Annotated in this window: 14 protein-coding genes; 4 read left to right on the forward strand and 10 right to left on the reverse strand. The window is 68.3% G+C overall.

Translation table 11 applies throughout. The annotated features are described in order from the left end of the window. Positions 1-15: 15 nt before the first annotated feature. Both ABD481_RS00025 and ABD481_RS00030 read right to left on the reverse strand, forming a co-directional pair. Entirely contained in the window at positions 16-1,347 is a 1,332-nt protein-coding gene (locus ABD481_RS00025; protein ID WP_344663344.1) for a TolB family protein, read from the reverse strand. Positions 1,348-1,496: 149 nt separating this feature from the next. Then, on the reverse strand, positions 1,497-2,237 hold the full coding sequence (locus ABD481_RS00030) for a TetR/AcrR family transcriptional regulator C-terminal domain-containing protein (protein ID WP_344663345.1): 741 nt from the start codon (positions 2,235-2,237) through the stop codon (positions 1,497-1,499). Positions 2,238-2,333: 96 nt separating this feature from the next. On the opposite strand from ABD481_RS00030, the gene ABD481_RS00035 reads away from it, so the two are divergent. After that, entirely contained in the window at positions 2,334-3,515 is a 1,182-nt protein-coding gene (locus ABD481_RS00035; RefSeq protein ID WP_344663346.1) for an FAD-dependent monooxygenase, read from the forward strand. Positions 3,516-3,661: 146 nt separating this feature from the next. Here the strand turns inward: ABD481_RS00035 and ABD481_RS00040 are convergent, their stop codons facing one another. Further along, entirely contained in the window at positions 3,662-5,032 is a 1,371-nt protein-coding gene (locus tag ABD481_RS00040) for a ricin-type beta-trefoil lectin domain protein (protein ID WP_344663347.1), read from the reverse strand. A 65-nt stretch (positions 5,033-5,097) separates the two neighbouring features. Next, positions 5,098-6,693 carry a ricin-type beta-trefoil lectin domain protein gene (locus ABD481_RS00045; RefSeq protein WP_344663348.1) on the reverse strand — a complete coding sequence of 532 codons (1,596 nt, stop codon included), beginning with the start codon at positions 6,691-6,693 and terminating at the stop codon, positions 5,098-5,100. 377 nt (positions 6,694-7,070) lie between these two features. Between ABD481_RS00045 and ABD481_RS00050 the strand changes: the two genes are divergently transcribed. From ABD481_RS00050 to ABD481_RS00060, 3 genes are all read left to right on the forward strand, one after another. Next, positions 7,071-9,026, forward strand: coding sequence for a ricin-type beta-trefoil lectin domain protein (locus ABD481_RS00050; protein ID WP_344663349.1), 1,956 nt, complete (start codon positions 7,071-7,073; stop codon positions 9,024-9,026). Positions 9,027-9,329: 303 nt separating this feature from the next. Continuing rightward, positions 9,330-9,785, forward strand: coding sequence for an SRPBCC family protein (locus tag ABD481_RS00055; RefSeq protein WP_344663350.1), 456 nt, complete (start codon positions 9,330-9,332; stop codon positions 9,783-9,785). Positions 9,786-9,989: 204 nt separating this feature from the next. Next, positions 9,990-11,195, forward strand: a complete 1,206-nt coding sequence (locus tag ABD481_RS00060; protein WP_344663351.1) for an ROK family protein — start codon at positions 9,990-9,992, stop codon at positions 11,193-11,195. Positions 11,196-11,241: 46 nt separating this feature from the next. Here the strand turns inward: ABD481_RS00060 and ABD481_RS00065 are convergent, their stop codons facing one another. The 6 genes from ABD481_RS00065 to ABD481_RS00090 all read right to left on the reverse strand — a co-directional run bounded on the left by ABD481_RS00065 (position 11,242) and on the right by ABD481_RS00090 (position 19,785). Continuing rightward, on the reverse strand, positions 11,242-12,918 hold the full coding sequence (locus ABD481_RS00065) for a glycoside hydrolase family 13 protein (RefSeq protein ID WP_344663352.1): 1,677 nt from the start codon (positions 12,916-12,918) through the stop codon (positions 11,242-11,244). 95 nt (positions 12,919-13,013) lie between these two features. Further along, on the reverse strand, positions 13,014-13,898 hold the full coding sequence (locus ABD481_RS00070; protein WP_425559079.1) for a carbohydrate ABC transporter permease: 885 nt from the start codon (positions 13,896-13,898) through the stop codon (positions 13,014-13,016). Beyond that, positions 13,895-14,812, reverse strand: coding sequence for a carbohydrate ABC transporter permease (locus ABD481_RS00075; protein ID WP_344663353.1), 918 nt, complete (start codon positions 14,810-14,812; stop codon positions 13,895-13,897). Before ABD481_RS00075 ends, ABD481_RS00070 begins: the two co-directional genes overlap by 4 nt. Positions 14,813-14,883: 71 nt before the next feature. Further along, complete coding sequence (locus tag ABD481_RS00080; RefSeq protein ID WP_344663354.1) at positions 14,884-16,191, reverse strand: ABC transporter substrate-binding protein; 1,308 nt, start codon at positions 16,189-16,191, stop codon at positions 14,884-14,886. Positions 16,192-16,621: 430 nt separating this feature from the next. Next, positions 16,622-16,894: a twin-arginine translocase TatA/TatE family subunit gene (locus ABD481_RS00085; protein ID WP_344663355.1), complete on the reverse strand. Its 273-nt coding sequence runs from the start codon at positions 16,892-16,894 to the stop codon at positions 16,622-16,624. Positions 16,895-16,962: 68 nt separating this feature from the next. Next, the gene (locus tag ABD481_RS00090) at positions 16,963-19,785 is read right to left on the reverse strand and encodes a glycoside hydrolase family 66 protein (protein ID WP_344663356.1); all 2,823 of its coding nucleotides are present in this window, start codon (positions 19,783-19,785) and stop codon (positions 16,963-16,965) included. Positions 19,786-19,887 lie beyond the last annotated feature (102 nt).

Consider the following 19,887-nt stretch of genomic DNA (forward strand, 5'->3'; position numbering starts at 1 on the left):
GGTGACCGCCGTTCTCTACAGCGGATGGAAGTAGATCTGCCCGATCCGGCCGACGGTGTCGCGGACGACGTTGTTGGCGTAGGACTGGAAGCACAATCCGGCGTTGCTCATGGCGAGTTCGCCGGTGGACTCGGTGATCGGGGCCCCGGTCGAGGTCAGGCTCGCCAGGGTGGTGGTGCCGGTGACGAGGTTGCGCACGTAGGAGTTGAAGTAGGGCGGCGCGCCCGGCACGATGTTGGTCGAGCCGGTGGTGAAGGCCACGGAGGTCCCGTTCGGGCTGATCGAGCCCTCATAGGTGCCGCCGGTGCCCGGCTTGCCGTCGGAGCCCACGCTCACCAGTTTGGTGGTGTTCAGGACCAGGTCGCGGACGTAGAGCTGGGCGTTCTGGTTCGGCGGCTGGCCGACGAAGGTCACGTACCGGCCGTTCGCGCTCATCGACATGTCGACACCGTCGCCGGTGGCGCCGCCGCCGCTGAACTCCTGGCCCGCGGCGGTGACGCTGACCAGCTGGACGGCGCCGGTGGTCAGGTCCTTGACGAAGACGTCCATCGCGTTGTTCGTGTCGCCGGCGACGAGGTTGCCCGCCTGGGACTCGAAGGCCACGTACCGGCCGTCCGCGCTGATCACCGGCGTCTGGCTGGTGGCGTCGCCGAGCACGCCGGCGGCCGTCTCGCTGACCACGCGCAGGCTGCCGGTCTGCCGGTCGAGCAGGTAGACGTTGTCGTAGGCGGTGGCGACGCCCGGCACCAGGTCGGTCGCGTCGGAGGTGTAGGCGACGTACCGGCCGTCCGGCGTGATCGACGCCCAGTAGCTGTCGCCGTTGCTCTGCTGCCCGGTGGCGCTCACGCTGATCCGGGTGGTGGTGTGCGCGGTGCGGTCGCGCAGGAACAGGTCGGTCCGGCTGTTCGTGTCCCCGGGGACCAGGTTGGGCGAGAACGTGTCGAAGACCACGTACCTGCCGTCGGCGGTGATCCGCGGCCGGTTGCTCGGATAGACCGCCTGGGTGCCGTCGGTGGCGATGCTGACCCGCTCGGTCGTGCCGGTGACGCGGTCACGGACGAACGCGTCCTCGGTGAAGTTCGTCTGGTTGGGCACCAGGTTGGTGGCGCTGGAGCTGAATCCGACGTAGCGCCCGTCCGCGGTCGCCCACGGGGCGTCGCTCTCCGCGTTGCCGGGGGCTCCCGCGCTGCTTGAGCTGATCCGTGTGGTCGCCGTCGCCGCCCGTGCGGCCGACGCGGACGCCGACGCGGAAGCCGACGCCGACGCCGACGCAGGCATCGCCGAGCCGGCCGCTGCCAGGGCGACCACCGCCCCGGCGACAGCGAGCCGCCGTCTCAGCGCACTCATTCCCGACCCAGGCATATAAGATCCTTTCGATTGTCTGCGCCTGATTGGTATATACCAACCGGACAGAATGATCGGAAGGGTCCTGACATGTCGGAGTTACGCCACAGCCCGGCGGACTGCGCAGAGGCCGCGCACTCGGCGGCTTCCGGTCAGCGTTTGCTTTGACGGCCCCTCAAGCGTTCGGCGGCCAGTGCCTCGATGCCTGCGATCATCCGCTCGATGCCGAAGCGCAGGGCGCCGTCGCGGCCACTCTTTTCCGACTGTGCGAAGGCCGCCACCGTCAGCGGGTACTCGCCGGCTCGCTGTTCCAGGATCGGGGCGAGGGCCGCGGCGAGTTCGCTTTCCGGCGTGAGGCCCGCAGCCTGCTGCCTGATGATCGACATGACATGGCCGGACAGCATCGCCAGCGCGTCGAGCTTCTCGCCGCCCTCCAGTGGCAGCTCCCCCATCGCGGACAGCCCGGCTTCGAACCAGGCGAGCTCGTTCGGTCCGGGCAGGTGCGGGCGCTGGATGAGCTCGATGGACCAGGGCCGCCGGGAGGCGCACTCGTAGAGTTTCGTCGCCCAGCGCGTGAGCGCTGATTGCCAGGCGTCCTGCTCCGGCTCGCAGGGCGTGCCCAGAGCGCGGTCGAGCATGAGGGCTTCGACTTCGGTGCGTCCGGGGACGTAGCGGTACAGCGCCATCTTGGCGGTGCCCAGCTCGTCGGCGACGTGCTGCATCGTGACGGCCGGCAGGCCGCCGCGGTCGGCGATGGCGATCGCGGCGTCGGCGATCTGCTCCGGAGTGAGCTTGGGTTTGGGGCCGCGCCGGCCCGGCGGCCTCGTGCGCCACAGCAGGTCTGCCACGCCGCTGAGCCGTGCTTGTGCGTCGTCCCGGCTCTGTGCGGTCATCGCGTCGCCCTCCCGGCACCCTCGAATTGCGTCCATGGTACGCCATTCTTTACTGTGTCCATGAGACGCATTTTTCTGAAGCAGGGGGACCCACTCATGCCCGACCCCAAAGTCCTGATCTCCGGAGCCGGCATCGGCGGGCCGGCGCTGGCCGGCTGGCTCGGCCGCAACGGCTTTCACGTCACCGTCGTCGAGAAGGCGCCCGGCCCGCGCCCGGGCGGACAGGCCGTCGACTTCAAGGGACGCACCCACCGGCATGTACTCACTCGCATGGGCGTACTCGATGAGGTCTACGCGCATCAGACCGCCAAGACGGACTGGCGCCTGATCGACGAGGCCGAGCGGGTCAAGGCCGTGATCCCGGGAGAGTTCCTCGGCGGAGACGTGGAGATCCTGCGCGGAGACCTGGTGACAATCCTGCACCGCGCCAGCGCCGACGTCGCCGAGTACGTGTTCGGCGACGAGGTGGTCGCCCTGCGGCAGTCCGCCACCGGGGTCGAGGTCGAATTCGCCCGCCGCCCCGCCGAACGCTTCGACCTCGTGGTCGGGGCGGACGGAATGCACTCGGCGGTCCGGGCCCTGGCTTTCGGCCCGGAGGATGAGTGCGTGCTACCGCTCGGCTACTACTACGCGCTCGCCTCCGGACAGGCACCCACCACGGGTCTGGAGACACGCCGACCGGACGGCCGCGCCGTCGCCTACGCCTACAACACGCCGGGCCGTCTGGCCGTGCTCGGCGGACAGAAGGCGCCGAGCCTGTTCCTCTTCAAAGCCGACCGGGCGGGCTACGACCGATCCGACACCGAATCACAACGGCGCTTCGTCGAAGACCACTTCGCCGACGCCGGATGGCGCGTGCAGCAAATGCTCGAAGCCTGCCGCGACGCACCCGACTTCTATCTGGACGCACTCGCCCGCACCCGCATGTCCGCCTTCACGCGGGGCCGCGTCGCCCTGCTCGGAGACGCGGGCTATGGCAACACCCTCGGCGGCTTCGGCACCGGCCTGGCGCTGATCGGCGCCTACGTACTGGCCGGCGAGCTCGTCGCCAACAGTGGGGATCACGCCGCCGCCCTCGCCGCGTACGACAAGCGGATGTATAAGCCCACGAAGATCGCGCGCTCAGGCAGCGCAGGACCGTTCCTGGCTCCGCCCACGCAACGGCGGATACGGCTGCGCGACTGGACGTTCGCGAACCGGACGGCCCTGCACGCCATGATGTGGATGGCCAACAAGTTCGCCAGCGAGGCCAAGATCCCTGAATATCAGCTGTGCTGACCCGGCGCGGCCGGAACGGTGCGGACACCGACCGGCTGCATCAGACGGGCCGCCGAAGCAGGCTGGCCTTGACGATGGCAAGGCGGCGGCACCGGGAACAGCGCCATAGCGGCAGCTGTACCCGGCGCCCTCACCCGGACGAGTTGCTAGGACATGGTCCACTTCTGGTTCACGCCGCCGTTGCAGTCCCAGATGTCCAGCTGCGTGCCGTTGGTCGTGGCGAAGCCAGGATCGTCGAGACACTTGCCGGAGGCCGGGTTGACCAGGGAGTTGTTGGCGCCCTGTTGCCAGACCTGGTTGGCGCCGCCGTTGCAGTCCCACAGCTCGGCCAGGGTGCCGTTGGCTGTGCCGAAGCCGGTGACGTCCAGGCACTTGCCGCTGGTCTGCAGGGTGCTGCCGACGAACTGCCAGTGCTGCGCCGGGGTGCCGTTGCAGTCCCACAGGTCGGCCTTGGTGCCGTTGGCCGTGGCGCCGGCCAGGTCGTCCAGGCACTTGCCGGCCATTCCGGATGCCACCTGGCCCGCACCGCCGGAACCGCCGGGTGCCTTGTTGTAGACGGCCACGTAGTCGATGTTCATCTGGCCGCCGGAGGCGGTCGCGCTGTTGGGGCCGCCGCCGAAGGCCGCGGGGAATCCGCCGCCCATCGCGAGGTCGAAGATGATGAAGAACGGGTGGTCCACGGCGTTGGCCCAGGTCGTCGCGTCGACCTGGGTGGCGTTGACGGTGAAGTAGTTCGCGCCGTCCAGGTACCAGCGGATCTGCTCCGGCGACACCGACCGGTCGATCTGCACCGCGTAGGTGTGGTAGCCGGTCTGGCAGCCGCCGCAGCCGCGCTCCCCGCTGCCGATCCCGGTCGACTCGTTGCACGGGCCGCCCGGGTTCACGCCGCAGTGCAGCGTCCCGAACACGGAGCTGCGGCTGTTGACGTCCTCCAGGATGTCCACCTCGCCGGAGCCCGGCCAGACCGTCCCGGTGCGCAGCGTCGAGCCGAGCATCCAGAAGGCGGGCCAGTAGCCGGCGCCGTTGGAGGTGTTCAGATTCGGCTGCTGGATCGAGGCCTGCATCATGACGACGCCGCCGGCCGGCGCGCCGAAGGTCGCCGCCTGGGTCTCCACCCGCCCGGAGGTCCAGCCCGAGTTCGGGTCCGAACCCGAGTGCAGGGCTTTGAGGACGAGGTGTCCGTTGCCGTCGGTGAAGACGTTCGAGGTGCTGCTGGTCATCGTCTCGATCTCACCGGTGCCGAAGCTGCTGCCCGGCCCGGTGTCGTACTTCCACGTCCCGGTGTTCAGGCCCGCGTTGGAGCCGCCGCTGAAGTCGTCGGACCACGTGGTGGTGAAACCGGCCGGTGCGCCGGGCACGGCCGTGGGGACGGCGGCCGGCACGGCCAGTACGGCGCGCGGGTTCGCGGCCATGGCGCTGCCCGCGAGGCCGAGGCTCGCCACGGTCATCGCCGCCGCCACCGCTATCGGCAGCATGGAACGTCGCGGACGTAGTACTTGTCTGCGTATCAGGGACATCTTCCACTCCTGAAGGTGTTGGCGAGGTTCTCCGGATCTGTGCGGCAAACGCATGCGGCGACCCACTACGCGGACGGAAGCGTCCAGCGCTGATTCGCTCCGGCGTTGCAGGTCCAGATGTCCAGTTGGATCCCGTCGGTCGTGGAGGATCCCGGGTCGTCGAGGCACTTGCCCGAGCCGGTGTTCACCAGGCTGGAGTTCGCTCCCGGCTGCCAGGACTGGGCGCTGCTGCCGTTGCAGTCGTAGAGCTGGACGAGGGTGCCGTTCGCGGTACCGCTGGTGGTGACGTCGAGGCACTTGCCGTTGATCCGCAGGGAGCCGTTGACGAGGTTCCACTGCTGGGCCGCGGTTCCGTTACAGGTCCACAGATCCGCCTTGGTGCCGTTGGCGCCGGCGTTCCCGGCGTCGTCGAGGCACTTGCCGGCGAGGCCCGCGGTGACCGGGCCGGTCGCCGGGTGCAGGGTCCACTTCTGGTTGGCGCCGGCGTTGCAGTCCCACAGGGCCAGCTGGGTGCCGTCCGTGGTGGAGGCGTTCGGATCGTCCAGGCAGCGACCCGAGACCAGGTTGCGCAGGCCGCCCTTGTAGGACTGCCAGACTTGCGCCGCAGTTCCGTTGCAGTCGTAGAGCTCTGCTTTGGTCCCGTTCGCGGTCCCGGCCGCTGTGGCGTCCAGGCATTTGCCCAGTGCTCGCAGGCTTCCGTCCGAATAGGAGGTCCAGGCCTGGGCGGTCGAGCGGTTGCAGGACCACAGCTGTACGGCGGTGCCGTTGGCGCTGTTGCCGCCGTTGACGTCCAGGCACTTGCCCGCGACGCCGGAGGCGACGGCGCCCTCGCTCGCGGCGGACGGCGCGCCGAGGCTGGTCGGCGGGACGATCCAGCCCGCAGCGGCGGCCGCCTGGATGCCGGCGTTCCAGGCGTCGGCCATCTTCTGGTAGCCGACGTCGTTGGGGTGCTCGGTGTCGGCCAGGTCGGCGACTGTGAGGGCGCCCATGTCGACGTACTGCACGTGCTTGCCCGCGGCCTGCTTGGCCTGGACCAGCGGGGCGATCGCGCCGTTGTAGGCCGGCTCCCCGGCGGCGACGTTGACGTCGGTGGAGACCGGCAGGTCGGCGAGGACGACGGTGACGCCGGGGTCGTCGGCCAGGATCTTGTCGACCAGCGCGCTCAGCCGGGCCGGCGCGGTGGCCACCTGGTACTGCTGGAACAGGTCGTTCGTGCCGACGATCAGCGTCACCACGTTGGGCTTGTACGTGGCCAGCGACGCGTCGGTCAGGGCGGCCACCTGGTCGATGCGGTAGCCGGAGTGGCCCTCGTTGTCGGGGTCGGCCATCGTGCCGGCCCGGACCGAACCGACGAAGTCCAGCTGGTGCCCCTCGCCGGTCAGCTCGTCGTAGAGCGGGCCGCGGTAGCCGTTGCCGGTAGAGCTCTGATACCCGTAGGTGATCGAGGCACCCAGTGGCTCCAGCCGTATCGCCACAGGCTGAGTCGCCGCGGGGACCGCGGCAGACTTGTCGGCCACGGCGTGGGCGGCGGGACGCGCCTGTCCCGGCGACCCGTCCGCCCCGCCGGCGCCCTGCGCCGCCGATCCCGCTCCCCACATCGACGCCACCGCGATCGATCCGACCAGAGCCGCTCTCCGAGAAGCCCCCATATGCCTCGTCATCGACTTCCGCCTTCCTCACGCACGGGATATCCGGCGTCGCCTGCCACCGGCGCCGCCTGCCACCGTCGTCGCCGATGCGGCGCAGGGTGGATCTGCGCCTCAGCGCGATGTGTGAACGTTCACACATCGTCGGTGAGTAGAGTACGCACGGGCCGGGTTGTCAAGCAGAACCGCCCGTTTCGCCCTTTGAGAATCCACCAATCCCGCGCTGCGAGACCTTGACAGTCCCGTCACTTCGTATTCCACTGAGGGTCGCAGGATGGGAACGTTCCCACATTCCGGACACTCGCGCGCGCAGCGGCATCGAAAGGGATCCCATGGACCGGCCCCGCCCCAGACGCGGACTTCGCAACCTCAGTCTCCTGACTTCCTCCGCGTTGGTCGCCGCACTCTCCTGCAGTCTCGCCGCGGAGTCGGCCACGGCCAGCTCGGCCAACGCCACCTCGGCCTCGGCCAGCTCGGCCACCTCGGCGACCGCGGCCGCCGCGACCGCGAGCCGCCCGACGCTGAGCTTCGCCAACTCCGCCACCCAGGCCGGCCTCGGCGCCGCCTACACCAAGGCCCTGACGAACCTGCTCGACGTCAACACGGTCCCCTACGACCCCTCGGTCTACAACTCCTCCGGCCTGATGACCTCCTCCCCCGGCACGTTCGTCCGGGCCGGCGGCGGCTACTCGCAGCCGTGGACGCGGGACGCGACCGTGAACTCCTGGAACGCGGCCAGCGCGCTGGAGCCGCAGGTCGCCGCCAACACGCTGTGGTCGGTCGTGGTCAAGCAGTCCAACGGCCAGCTGCTCCTCCAGCAGGACAACGAGACCTGGGACGAGGTCGTGTGGATGACCGGAGCCTGGAACCACTACCTGGTGACCGGCGATCAGACCTTCCTGGCGAACGCCTATCAGACCGCCGTCAACACCCTGAACCTGCGCAAGAGCCAGGTCTTCAACAGCTCCTACGGCCTGTTCCAGGGCCCCGCCTTCTTCAACGACGGGATCGCCGGCTACCCCGCGCCCCCGGCCGACGCGACCGAGAGCCAGGGCGGCTACGTCGGGAGCTACGGGGCGACCAACTCGATGATGACCCTGAGCACGAACGAGCTCTACTACAACGCCTATCGCACCACGGCCCTGATGGCGCAGGCCCTCGGCAGGCCCAGCGGCGACGTGGCGACGCTGAACTCCTCGGCGGACACCCTCAAGTCAAAGATCAACCAGTATCTCTGGATCCCCGGCCGGGGCACCTACGGCTACTTCGTCCATGGGAACGACGGCATGGCCGGGCAGGTCGACCAGACAGAAGAGGGCACAGGGCTCGCATTCGCGATCCTGTTCGGAATCGCCGACAGTACCCAGACACAGTCGATCCTCCAGAACACGCATGTGCAGCCGCGCGGAATCGTCGACACATATCCGAACTTCGCGCGATACAGCGACAGCAAGCCCGGGCGCCACAACAATGTCGTCTGGCCGATGGTCGAGGGCTACTGGGCCGACGCCGCCGCGACCGCCGGCAACCAGTCCCGCTTCGCCAACGAGGTCCAGAGCCTGGCCTCGCTCGCCAACGCCAGCGGCCAGTTCGCAGAGATCTACAACGCCCAGACCGGAGCGGTGGACGGCGGCTGGCAGACCGGCGGCCACTGGAGCGCCGCCCCGGACCAGACCTGGTCCGCGACCGCCTACCTGCGCATGATCTACACCGACACCTTCGGGATGAAGTACGGCACCGGCGGGCTGACCTTCCAACCGACGCTGCCGGCCGGGTGGGGCGACGCGACGCTGTCGGGCATGCCCTACCGCAATGCGACCCTGACCGTCGCCCTGCACGGCGCGGGCAACGTCATCAGTGCCTTCAAACTCGACGGGACCACGACGACCAACCACACGATCCCCACGACGCTGAGCGGCAACCACACCGTCGACATCACGCTGACCGGCGCGCAGCCGACCCCGGCCACCGGCACCATCGTGTCGGCCGTCGACAGCACCAAGTGCGTCGACCTGAACACCGGCTCGTCGGCCGCGGGAACCGCCGTCCAGCTGTGGGGCTGCAACAACACCGGAGCCCAGATCTGGTCCCGGCAGGCGGACGGAACGATCCGCATCAACGGCAACTGCCTCGACGTCAGCGGCGGCAGCACCAGCAACGGGGCGCTCGTCCAGGAGTGGGGCTGCAACGGCACGGGCGCCCAGCAATGGACCGTCAACGCGGGCACCCTGGTCAACCCGGCCTCTGGCAAGTGCCTGGACGACCCGGGGTTCGCCACCGCCGCCGGCACCCGGCTCGACATCTGGACCTGCGACAACGGAGCCAACCAGCACTGGGCGATCCCGTAGCCGCGTGCCACGGCACCGAAGACGACCCGGCCTGGCCGGTCTGGCAGGCCTGCCAGACCGGCCAGCAATGTTCGGGCAGTATTCCGGCACTTCGGCGAATAAGCGGCCTGAAGCCGAGACACTTTATGGACGTTACCCGAATATTGCCGAGACGTTCTCCGGTCATGCGAGAGTCCTGCGTATCCGCTCCGGATGCTGACCATCAATTGTCATCCATAAAGGAACGGACGTACGATGCGCGTCCGGCGACTGCCGGCCCACGGCAGAGACCAGAACGCACCCGCACCCCACCCCGGAGTCCGCATGCCCGTGTTCAGCACCACCATCACCACCGAGATAGAGATCGACGCCGCGCCGCGCGAGGTGTGGGACGTCCTGGCCGACCGGGAGTCCAGCGGCGACTGGAACCCGGTCATGCGCGAATGCTCGGGGCGGGTCGAGGTCGGACAGCGCCTCACCAACCGCATGTATCCGAGCGACGGCAAGCCGGTCACCTTCCGGCCCGTCGTCACCGTCGCCGACCCGGGACGGGAGCTGCGCTGGTTGGGCCGCTTCGTCCTGCCGAAGGTCTTCGACGGCGAGCACAGCTTCGTGCTGACCGAACTGCCGGGCCAACGGACCCGCCTGACCCAGGCCGAGACCTTCTCCGGCCTCCTGGTGCCCTTCGTCGGCGGCATGATCAAGAAGACCGCGCATGACTTCGATCTGCAGAACCGCGCGCTCAAGGCGCATTTGGAGAAGCAGGTGTCAAAGCCCTGAAGGTAACTGCAGGTCACTGAAGGCGAGCCCGGGCAGGACCGGCCTGGGCCTGCTTCGGCCGCCACCGCTCCGCTCCGCACCAGGCCGCGATAAAGTCGCGTTCGTGGACCGCGCCACCTGCCGAGGACGCGATTTCCGGCGGATTGACCCCCTCAACTATCATAAGTAAAGAAAGTATGTCGTCGAGACGCGAGCGGGGCATTGATGACGGTCGGTAGCGAGCGGATCCGGTTCGGCCTGGCGGCACCGGTCCGTGTGCAGTCCGCAGGCAGCATCGCGGACGCGACACAGACCCAGTTGTTCGCGGAGATCCTCACCGCCGGGCCGCTGTCGCGGACCGAGCTGGCCCGACGTGCCGACCTGTCGCAGTCGACCGTGACAAAAGTCGTGAACCCGCTCATCGAGGCCGGTTACGTGGTCGAGGTGGGCGCCAGGAGCTCGGGGATGGGGCGACCGCACCGGCTGCTGCGGGTCGCCACGGATCGCTATGCGGTCATCGGCGTGAAGATCGCGCCCGGATCGGTCACCGGCGTCCTGGCCGACCTCGAAGCCCGGGTGCTTGCCCAGAGCACGCGACTGCTGACCGAGGGTCACCATCCTGTCGAGGCGCTGGAGGCCGCGGTCGCGGTAACCGGCGAACTCGCCGCCGATCCGGCGGTGCACGGCCAGATCCTGGGCCTCGGTGTGGGGCTCGGCGGTCACGTCGACCCCGCATCGGGGCGGGTGCTGCACTCGGGCGTCCTGGGCTGGGACAACGTGGACGTGGCAGAACCCCTGGCGCAGGCCACCGGCCTGCCCACGGTCGTGGACAACGACGTCAACGCGCTGGCGATCGCCGAGCGGTGGTTCGGCGCGGGCCGCGACATCGACTCCTTCGTGCTGGTGACGACCGGCCCCGGCGTGGGTTGCGGGCTGCTGCTCGGCGGTCAGCTATACCCCGGTGCGACTGGTCTGGCCGGAGAGCTGGGCCACATCCCACTGCAAGCGAACGGAGTGCTGTGCGACTGCGGAAACCGCGGCTGCCTGGAAACGGTGGCCTCGGACCGGGCCGTGCTGCGGGAGATCGCCGAGCACGGCGGCACGACGACCGACATCGACGAGGCGATCGCGGCGGCACGGGCCGGGGACGAGCGGGCCATGGCGGCGTTCGAGGCGATGGGCACGGCCTTGGGACTCGGCCTGGCCACGGTCTGCAACCTGTTCAACCCGCAGCGGATCGTGCTGACCGGCGAGCGGGCCTCGGCCTACGACCTGTTCGGGCCCGCCTGCGAACAGTCCTGGAGGGAGCACGCGTTCTCCACGGCGGCACGGGACTGCGAGCTGGTGGTGGACCACGCGGACGACCTGATGTGGGCTCGCGGTGCCGGATGCCTGGTGATCCGCGAAGCCGTCGGGTCGTCAGTGGGCTGATCCGCCGTGAGGCAGTGGCCGCACTGACGCCCGATACCGGCGCTTTCTACGAACTCTGAGTCAGCCACGCGGCGCTGTTGCCGGGGAGCCGTGTGCCTTCCATCGGGGAGCTGGCCAGCACTACGTGGCCCAGCTGTTCCGGTAGATCCAGCGGGTCGTCGCCGAAGACGGTGACCACCGTCAGCCGTCCCCGCGTGAAGACGAGCACGTCGTCGCGGATCTGCCCGGCCTCGCCCCAGAGCACCTCGTCGGGGAGATCCGCCAGCAGCGCACGGCGTGCTGCCAGGGCACTGCGATAGAAGTTCAGCGTCGACTGGGGATCGGCGGCCTGGCGGTCCTGGGCGTACGACGCGAACCACTGCGGCTGGGGCAGCCAAGGCGCCTGACGCGCGCCGGCGGGGCTGAACCCGAAGGGCGGGTCGTCGCCGGCCCAGGGCAACGGCACCCGGCATCCGTCACGGCCGTGCTCCTGGCCCGCCGAGCGGGTCCAGATCGGGTCCTGGCGGGCGTCGTCGGGCAGGTCCATGACTTCCGGCAGGCCGAGTTCCTCGCCCTGGTAGAGATAGGCCGCTCCGGGGAGAGCGAGCTGGAAGAGTAGGGCTGCGCGGGCTCGGGCCTGTCCCAGAGAGATGTCGACGCGTCCACGGGGACGTAGGACGTCGGCCATTTCGTCGGGGGACTTCACCGGTTCGGCGTGGGTCAGCCCGTAGCGGGACACCGAGCGGTGCGCGTCGTGGCTGTTGAGCACCCAGGCGAGCGACCCGGCTGGTTCCGGGCCTGCCGCTACAGCGTCCAGGGCTTGCAGCGCCCGTTGTGTGCTGGCGCGGAAAGCGGCACTGTCCCATGGCTGCGCCATCAGGTCGAAGTAGAACGCCTGGTGCAGCTCGCCGGGGCGGATGAAAGCGGTGACGTGCTCGGCGGTCGGCGCCCACACCTCCCCCACGAGCATCAGCTCCCTGTCCCCCGCGTATTCCTCGGCCACGGCGCGCCAGGCGCGGTGGATGTCGTGGACGGCGGGCTGGTTGGCGGCCGGGTCCAGACCGTCGGGACCGGGACGGTCGGGAAGCCCGTCGGCTTTGACGAGCATGGCGGCGACATCGATGCGGAAACCGTCGACGCCCTTGTCGAACCAGTGCCGCAGCACGGCCTCGAAGTGCTCGCGAACCTCGGGATGGTTCCAGTTCAGATCGGGCTGCCAGGCATCGAACAGGTGCAGGTACCACTGTCCGGGGTCACCGTCGGCGTCTGTGGTGCGCGTCCAGGCAGGACCACCGAACATGGACTGCCAGTTGTTCGGAGGAAGCTCACCCGAGGCGCCGCGGCCGTCCCGAAAGTGGAACAGGGCCCGCTCCGGCGAGCCGGCCGGCGCGCGCAGTGCACGCTGGAACCAGGGGTGTTCGGCCGAACAGTGGTTGGGGACTATGTCGAGCAGGATCCTGATACCACGGTCGTGGGCGGCTTTGACCAGACGGTCCAGGGCCGCGGTACCTCCGTAGAGCGGGTCGATGCTGAAGTAGTCGGCGATGTCGTACCCGCCGTCGCGTCCGGGCGAGGGGTAGCAGGGGCTCAGCCACAGCGCGTCGGTGCCGAGCCGATCCAGATGGTCCAGTCGGGAGGCCAGGCCGTCCAGATCGCCGGTGCCGTCGCCGTCGGCGTCGGCGAAGGACTTCACGTAGACCTGGTACACGACAGCGTCGCGCCACCATGGGCGTTCGGGGCTCACTGGGGATTCTCCTTGCTGGTCGTGCTGCGGATGGCGGGGCGCGGGGTCGAGGCCGCTGGGTCGGGCAGGGTCGGGCCGCGCGGGCGGCCTCCGGGTCACTTCAAGGCGCCGGAAGTGATGCCGCGGCTCATGGTGCGCTGGAAGAACAGGACGGCGGGCAGGATGCCCAGCAGCGCCGAGGAACTGGTCGTGGTCACATCCATCATGTTCTGCCCTTGCAGCAGCCCCAAGGCCACCGGCACGGTCTGCTTGTTGTTGGACACCAGGAAGATCAGCGGGAAGAAGAACTCGTTCCAGGTCCAGATGAAGAAGAACGTGAACAGCACGGTGAGGGTGGAACGGCTGATCGGGATGACCACGTGCCAGAGCGTTCGCAGCCGTCCGGCCCCGTCGACGGAGGCGGCGTCGAGCAGTTCGCGGGGGAACTCGCCGTAGACGGAGGACAGCAGGTAGGCGCCGAACGCGCTGTGGATGACACCGAAAATGATGATCAGAGCGGTGCGGGAGTCGTAGAGGTTCAGGGACTTGGCCGCGTAGTAGAGCGGGTAGACCAGTTCCTCCTGCGGCAGCACGTTGGCGATGAGGAAGAAGATCAGGAAGGCGTTCCGGCCCCGCATCCGCCCGATGCCGATGGCGTAGGCGTTGAGGGTGGACAACACCACGCCGATGACCGCCGCGCCCAGGGATATCAGGAAGCTGTTGATCAGCATCAACCCGAAGTCGGAGCGGTTCCAGAAGTCGATGAGGCTGGACAGGTGCAGCCCGCCGGGCAACGACAGCGGCCCGCCGCTGGCGTACTCGCTCGGCGTCTTCACCGCGTTGATCGCGACGAGCAGGAACGGCGCCAGCACCAGAAGCGCCAGCACGACCAGTCCGGAGAGGACGACGTACCGGACGGGCCGACGCGCCGGCCGACCGGTGCCGTCCGTCTTGCGCGGGGTGCGGGAGGCCGTCGGCTTGGGCAGTGTTCGGGTGGTCACGGCTTCTCCGTCTTCTGGTTGCGGGCCTGCACCCGCAGGAACACGACGGCCAGGATGACGATCATCACGGTGAGAACGGTGGAGATCGCCGAGCCGTAGCCGACGTTGGCGTTCTGGAAGTAGTTCTTGTAGGCGAAGTAGGACGGCACGAGCGTGGAGTTGCCCGGTCCCCCGCCGGTCAGCACGAAGATCTGCCCGAAGATCTTCAAGGTGGCGATCGTGGTGGTGACCACGACCACGTAGATCTCGGGGCGGATCATCGGCACGGACACCCGCAGGAAGCGCTGGCGCCAGCCGGCACCGTCGAGTTCCGCGGCCTCGTACAGCTCGGGGTCGACGCGTTGCAGGCCGGCCATGAACATCACCAGCGGGTATCCGATCTGGGCCCAGGTGAGGGTGACCATCACGGTGGGCAGCGCGTAGTGCGGGTCACCGAGCCAGTTGTGGGCCAGCGAACGCAGCCCGACCTTGTCCAGCACAGTGTTGAGCGCGCCGTAGTCGGGATTGAGGATCCAGCCCCACACCACGCCGGTGACCGCGACGGGCAGCACCTGGGGCAGGTAGAAGCTGGAGCGCAGCGCGGCGGCGATGCGGGGGCCGAAGCGCTTGGCGACGTAGTCGAACAGCACCGCGGCCAGGGACAGTCCGATCAGGGTCGGGACGACCACCATGGCCAGGATCAGGATCCCGATGTTCTTGAACGAGGCCCAGAAGTTCTCGTCGTGCAGCAGGCGCGTGTAGTTGTCCGCGCCGATCCACTTCATCGAGCCGATCCCCTGCCAGCGGGTGAAGCTGATGACGACGGTGGCGATGAAGGGGACGATGACGACCGCGATGCACAGCAGCAGACCGGGAACCAGGAAAAGGGCGTATCCGCCCTCGCTGGGCATGCGGTATTTCTTGGGTGCCGACATGGTGTTCCTTCGTGGAGCGCCGGCGGGGCGAGCCCTCACACTCGCCCCGCCGGACGTATGGCTGGCGAGGGCTACTGCGGGGCGTTCTGCTTGTAGACCGCGCCGATGGAGTCGAGCATCGAGCTCGGGCTCTTGGATCCGTTGATCAGTTCCTGGACGGCGTGCTGGAGGGTGTCGTAGTAGCCGGTGACCGGCCAGTCCGGGTAGAACGCCAGGCCGTCGTGCGAGGTGATCGAGTCGAACTCGTCGATCAGGTCCTTGCTGCGGGGGTCCGTGATCGCGGCCGGATCGGCGGCCACCGGGATGCCGCCGCTGTTGCCCATCAGGTTCTGCACGGGCTTGCTGAGGGTGGTGTTGATGAAGTCGTAGGCCAGGTCCTTGTTCTTGGACTTGGTGGGCACGACCCACAGGTTGCCGCTGGAGCCGACCTGGAGGGTGTTGCCCGGGAACAGGAAGGTGCCCCACTGCATGTTCTTGATCTCGGTCAGGAAGCTGCCGTACCACCAGTTCCCTGAGAAGAACATGGGGATCTTGCCCTGTTCGAAGGCGTTGGCCTCGTCCTGCGCCTTGACCGCCGCGGAGTCCTTGCTGATGTAGCCCTTGCTCACCCAGTCGGCGAACGTGTTCGCGGCGTAGCTCAGCTGAGGGCCCTTGAAGTCGACCTTGTCCTTGAACAGCTGGTAGTCGTCGACCCAGTTGCGGTCGGCTTTGGACAGCGCCAGCTCGTAGAACAGGTGGACGCCCAGGTAGTCCGCGCCGCTCATCCCCAGCGGGGTGACCCCGGCGTTCTTGAACGTGGCCATCGCCGCGGTGAACTGGTCGAAGGTGGTCGGGACCGCGATGTTGTACTTCGCGAACAGGTCCTTGTTGTAGTAGACGGTCAGGAACTCACCGTTCATCGGAACGCCGTACCAGGCGCTGCCGCCCATGACACCGTTGGTGTACTTGGCGGTGGTCTGGAGCGACGAGCTCAGTGTCTTGTCCCACCCGCGCGCGGTGGCCTGGCTGGTCAGGTCGGTGAGCAGGCCCTGCTTGGACAGCATGCCGGCGGTGGAGTTGCCCTTGTTGTACTCCATGACGTCCGGCACGTCGTTCGAGTTGAGGATCATGCCGGCGTTCTGCTGGATCTGGTCGAAGCTCTTGGCCTCGAACTTCACGGTGACGCCGGGGTGGGCCGCTTGGAACTCCTTGATGGCCTCGGCCCGGGCTATGCCCGCGGCGTTGTCGTTCGCTTCGTAGTCCCAGACCACGAGCGTCTTTCCGCCGCCGCTGCCGGCGGCCGGAGAGGCGCCGGAGCTCGACGAGCTCCCGCAGCCGGCCAGCGCCAGCGACACGGCCGCGGCCAACGCCGTGACAACCGCGTATTTCGTGGAGCGCACTTGGTGTCCTCCTGTGTCCGAATGAGGGTGTGACACACGCCGTTCGCCTGCGTCCGCGAGGAGTCCGAGGAGTCCGAGGAGTCCGAGGAGTCCGAGGAGTATCGGCGACGAATGAGCAGGTCGAAGAACCGGAGAGGTCTGCTCTGCGGCCTGCCGACGGCCCTGGGGGGCCGGTGTGCGGCTATCGTAGGGAGAGTTACTTTCTTGGGTCAAGATAGTTAGGGGTCACGGCCGGGTCACGAATCAGCGGGCCCCCGCTGGGGCTGGCGGACATGGTTGTGCGCGGCTGCGCGCGGCTGTGTGCGCAGCTCTGTGCGGGATCCGAGATGGCCGGTGCGTGCGCTGCTAGAGGCGCTACCAGCGGAAAGAAGATCGGGGTCGGCCCGCGCGACTGTTGCGCGGGCCGACCCCACAAGTTGTCCGCCGCTGGCTAGACGGGCCGCCGGTCGGCGATATCGGAGATGTCCTGGTGCTCACGCCGCGGGTCCTGGACCGGCGGCAGGGTGGAGGGTGGCAGGGTGGGCGACGGCAGGGTGGGCGGCGGCGGTTCCCCGTCGTGGACGGCTTGCCGCAGCTCGCTTCTGAATATGCGCAGTGACTGCCCCATCGAGCGTGCGGCGACAGGAAGACGCTTCGCTCCGAACAGGACGACGGCGATCCCGACTATGAGCAGGATGTGCCATGGCTCGAATGCGCCGGTCATGACTCCCTTCCTGGTGGTTGGAGCGGCGCGCTGCCTAGCTCGTGAAATGCCAGGCAGCGCGCCTGTGGTCAGCCGATGGTGGCGGGTTGGCCGTTGACGGTGAACGCGGTGGGCGCAGTGTTGGCGCCGCTATAGGTGCCGGTGAAACCGATCTGGACCGAGGCTCCGGGGGCGATGGTGCCGTTGAAGCCCTGGTTGGTCGCGGTCACGGTGTGGCCGCTCTGCGACCAGTTCGCGTTCCAGCCGCCGCCGACTTGTTGGTTGCCCGAGAACGCGAACGCCAGCGTCCAACCGTTGATCGCCGTACTGCCGGTGTTCGTGATCGTCACCGAGGCAGAGAATCCCGAGCCCCAGTCGCTCTGGACGGCGTAGGCCACCTTCGCGCCGCCCGACGGCTGCGAGGCTGTGGTGACCGTGGTGGTGCCGGAGGCTGCGCCGAGGGTGCCGGCACTGTCCTTGGCCTTGACGTAGAACCCGTATTGCGTCGAAGCGGTCAGACCGCTCACGGTCGCGCTCAAGGTGCTCGGACTCGTCGTCGCCACCACCGTGTCCGGGCTGCCGACCTCGAACACCTGATAGCCGGCGATGGCGTTGGTGCCCGCCGAAGCCGCCGTCCAGGACAAGGTCACCGCGCTGGCCGTGACATTCGACGAGGTCGGCGTTCCTGGCGCGCCCGGCGGCGTGGACCCTCCGGAGGAAGCTGTGGTCAGCGATGCGATACCAGAGGCCGTGCCGGTCAGACCCGTGGAGTCCTTGGCCTTGACATAGAACTGATAGGCGGTGGACGGCGACAAGCCGGTGACCGTGGCCGACAGGCCGCTGGTGGAGGCCACGACCGCGTCCGGGGATCCGACGCGGTAGACGTCGTACCCGGCGACGGAGTTGGTGCCCGGCGCGGCGGCCGTCCAGGACAGCGTCGCGGCCGTGGCGGTGATGGCGGACGCGGCCGGGGTGCCCGGCGCGCCGGGGGCGGTGGGCGCCGGACCGCTGCCGGGCAGCATCGGGGCGTCACCAGGACCGGTCTGGCTGGTGTACACCATGTCCCAGTAGTTCAGGCTGGGCACGGTGAACGACACGTAGTTGCCGCCGGAGTCGGTGCCGGTGGTGAACGGCACCTGGTAGGTGGTGCCGTTGTTGTAGTCCGGCGAGGCGAACATCACGGCTTTGGGGGTGTTGCGGTAGTAGTACTTCACCGGCACGTCGGTCAGCTGCGTCGGCGCCGGATGGGCCGAGGTGGTGTGCGAGCACATGTCGCACTTGCCGGTCTGCCACAGGTTGCTGGACTGGCCCACCATGTTGATCATCTGGATGATCTCGTGGTCGGCGTCCTGCTTGGTGAACGCCCAGACGTCGCCGGGCGTGGCCTGGTTGCTGACCGTCTGGCCGGCGATCGTCACCGCCTGGTTGGTGGCAGTCTGGCCGTCACGAAGCAGGTTCTCGTAGGCGGTCATGAAGTCGTAGTAGTTCTGGACCGACTGGGACAGCGAGGCGCTCATCGGGGTGGCGCCGGCGCGGTACTCCTGGTAGTCGAGCATCTGGCCGGTGTCGCCGAGTTCCTCGTGGCTGCCGCCACTGGCGAAGAGAGTGGAGTCCAGCAGCAGTACGTCGGGGGTGTTGAAGGTGCCGCCACCGCCCTCGGCGAAGTCGACGTAGGCCGCGACGGCCAGCGACTTGCCGCGGCCGTTCGAGCTGACCGAGGCGCTCTCGGAGAAGCCCTGATCGACGGCCTGCTTCAAGGCGTTGTAGTCCCAGTACTGGTCCCGGTCGTTGGGCCACAGCTCCGTGTAGAGCAGGTCCACCGCGCTGGTGTTGGCCTCGCAGTGGGCGTGGTCGTAGGTCACCGGGTTGAACATCAGGTACTTGCCGGAACCCAGCGCGCTCTTGGCGTACGACAGGAACGACGGGAACGTGCCGCTGAGCCAGGTGGTGGAGCCGGCGACGTTGTGGACCGGAGTGGTGCTGGTCGCTCCGTCGGTGTCGGTGGTGCACGGGTTGCTGGTGACACCGACCGGTTGGCCGTTGTAGTTGTAGTCGACCGTGTCGGGGTCCCCGAAGGTGTCGCCGTGGTAGCCGTCGAAGTTGAACGCCTGGATCGCAGCGTTCTGCTGGCCCATCAGGTACTGCTGCCAGCCGGGGTTGCTGGGATCCATGTAGTCCCACTGGAAGAACGCCAGGGGCTTGCTGTGCACAGTGTCCTGATACACGCCCCACTGCGGGCTGACTCCCAGGCCCTGGGAGTGGTAGTCCGGAGCGCCGCAGCAGGCGCCGTTGTCCGCCGAGAAGATGGCGTTGTAGGGCATGGCCACGATGTTGGCGTTGTGGGCGGCACCGACCAGGTTCTTGACCGCTGACGCGTAAACGGTCTTCTGGTTGCCGTCGTCGATCCACGAGGCGCATGGGGAGCTAACCGTCCCGCACAGCGGTTGGTCGTGGTTGTACTGCCAGTCGTAGAACTGGAGGCCGTCGATGTGGTAGTTCGACATCGTGTTCATGATCGAAGCTGCCTGCGACGTCGAGAGGCTCTGGTTCCCGAACGAGTTGTTGGTCATGTAGCCGTAGCGCGGGAACCGGGCCCACGAGGAGGACACGTCCACGCCGATGTTGATCGAGTCCAGCGCCTTGCCGGAGGCGTCGGTGGCCACGGCGCTGGCCAGGTAGCCGGTGTAGTCGGTCGACGGCGCGGTCCAGTGGAACGTGAGCGTCGTCGAGGCGCCGTTGGCTACGGTCAGGGGCTGGGAGAGCGGGCTGCCGGCCGCGGTCTGCAACGCCATGACATACAGGCTGACGGCGCCACCGTTGACGTCGCTGCCGGTTTTGTCGGCGACCTTGATGGTCACGGTGACGGCGTCGCCGGGAGCGTAGCGAGACTTGTCGGTGGTGATGCTGGACAAGACCTGCTGGGTGCGGGTGACGCCGGGGTTGCCTGAGCCTGATGCGGTCGTGGCTGCGGCTGGCGTGGCTTGACTCAGGCTCGGGATCCAGCCGATTACGCC

The sequence above is a fragment of the Catenulispora yoronensis genome, from assembly GCF_039531695.1.
Lineage (GTDB): Bacteria > Actinomycetota > Actinomycetes > Streptomycetales > Catenulisporaceae > Catenulispora > Catenulispora yoronensis.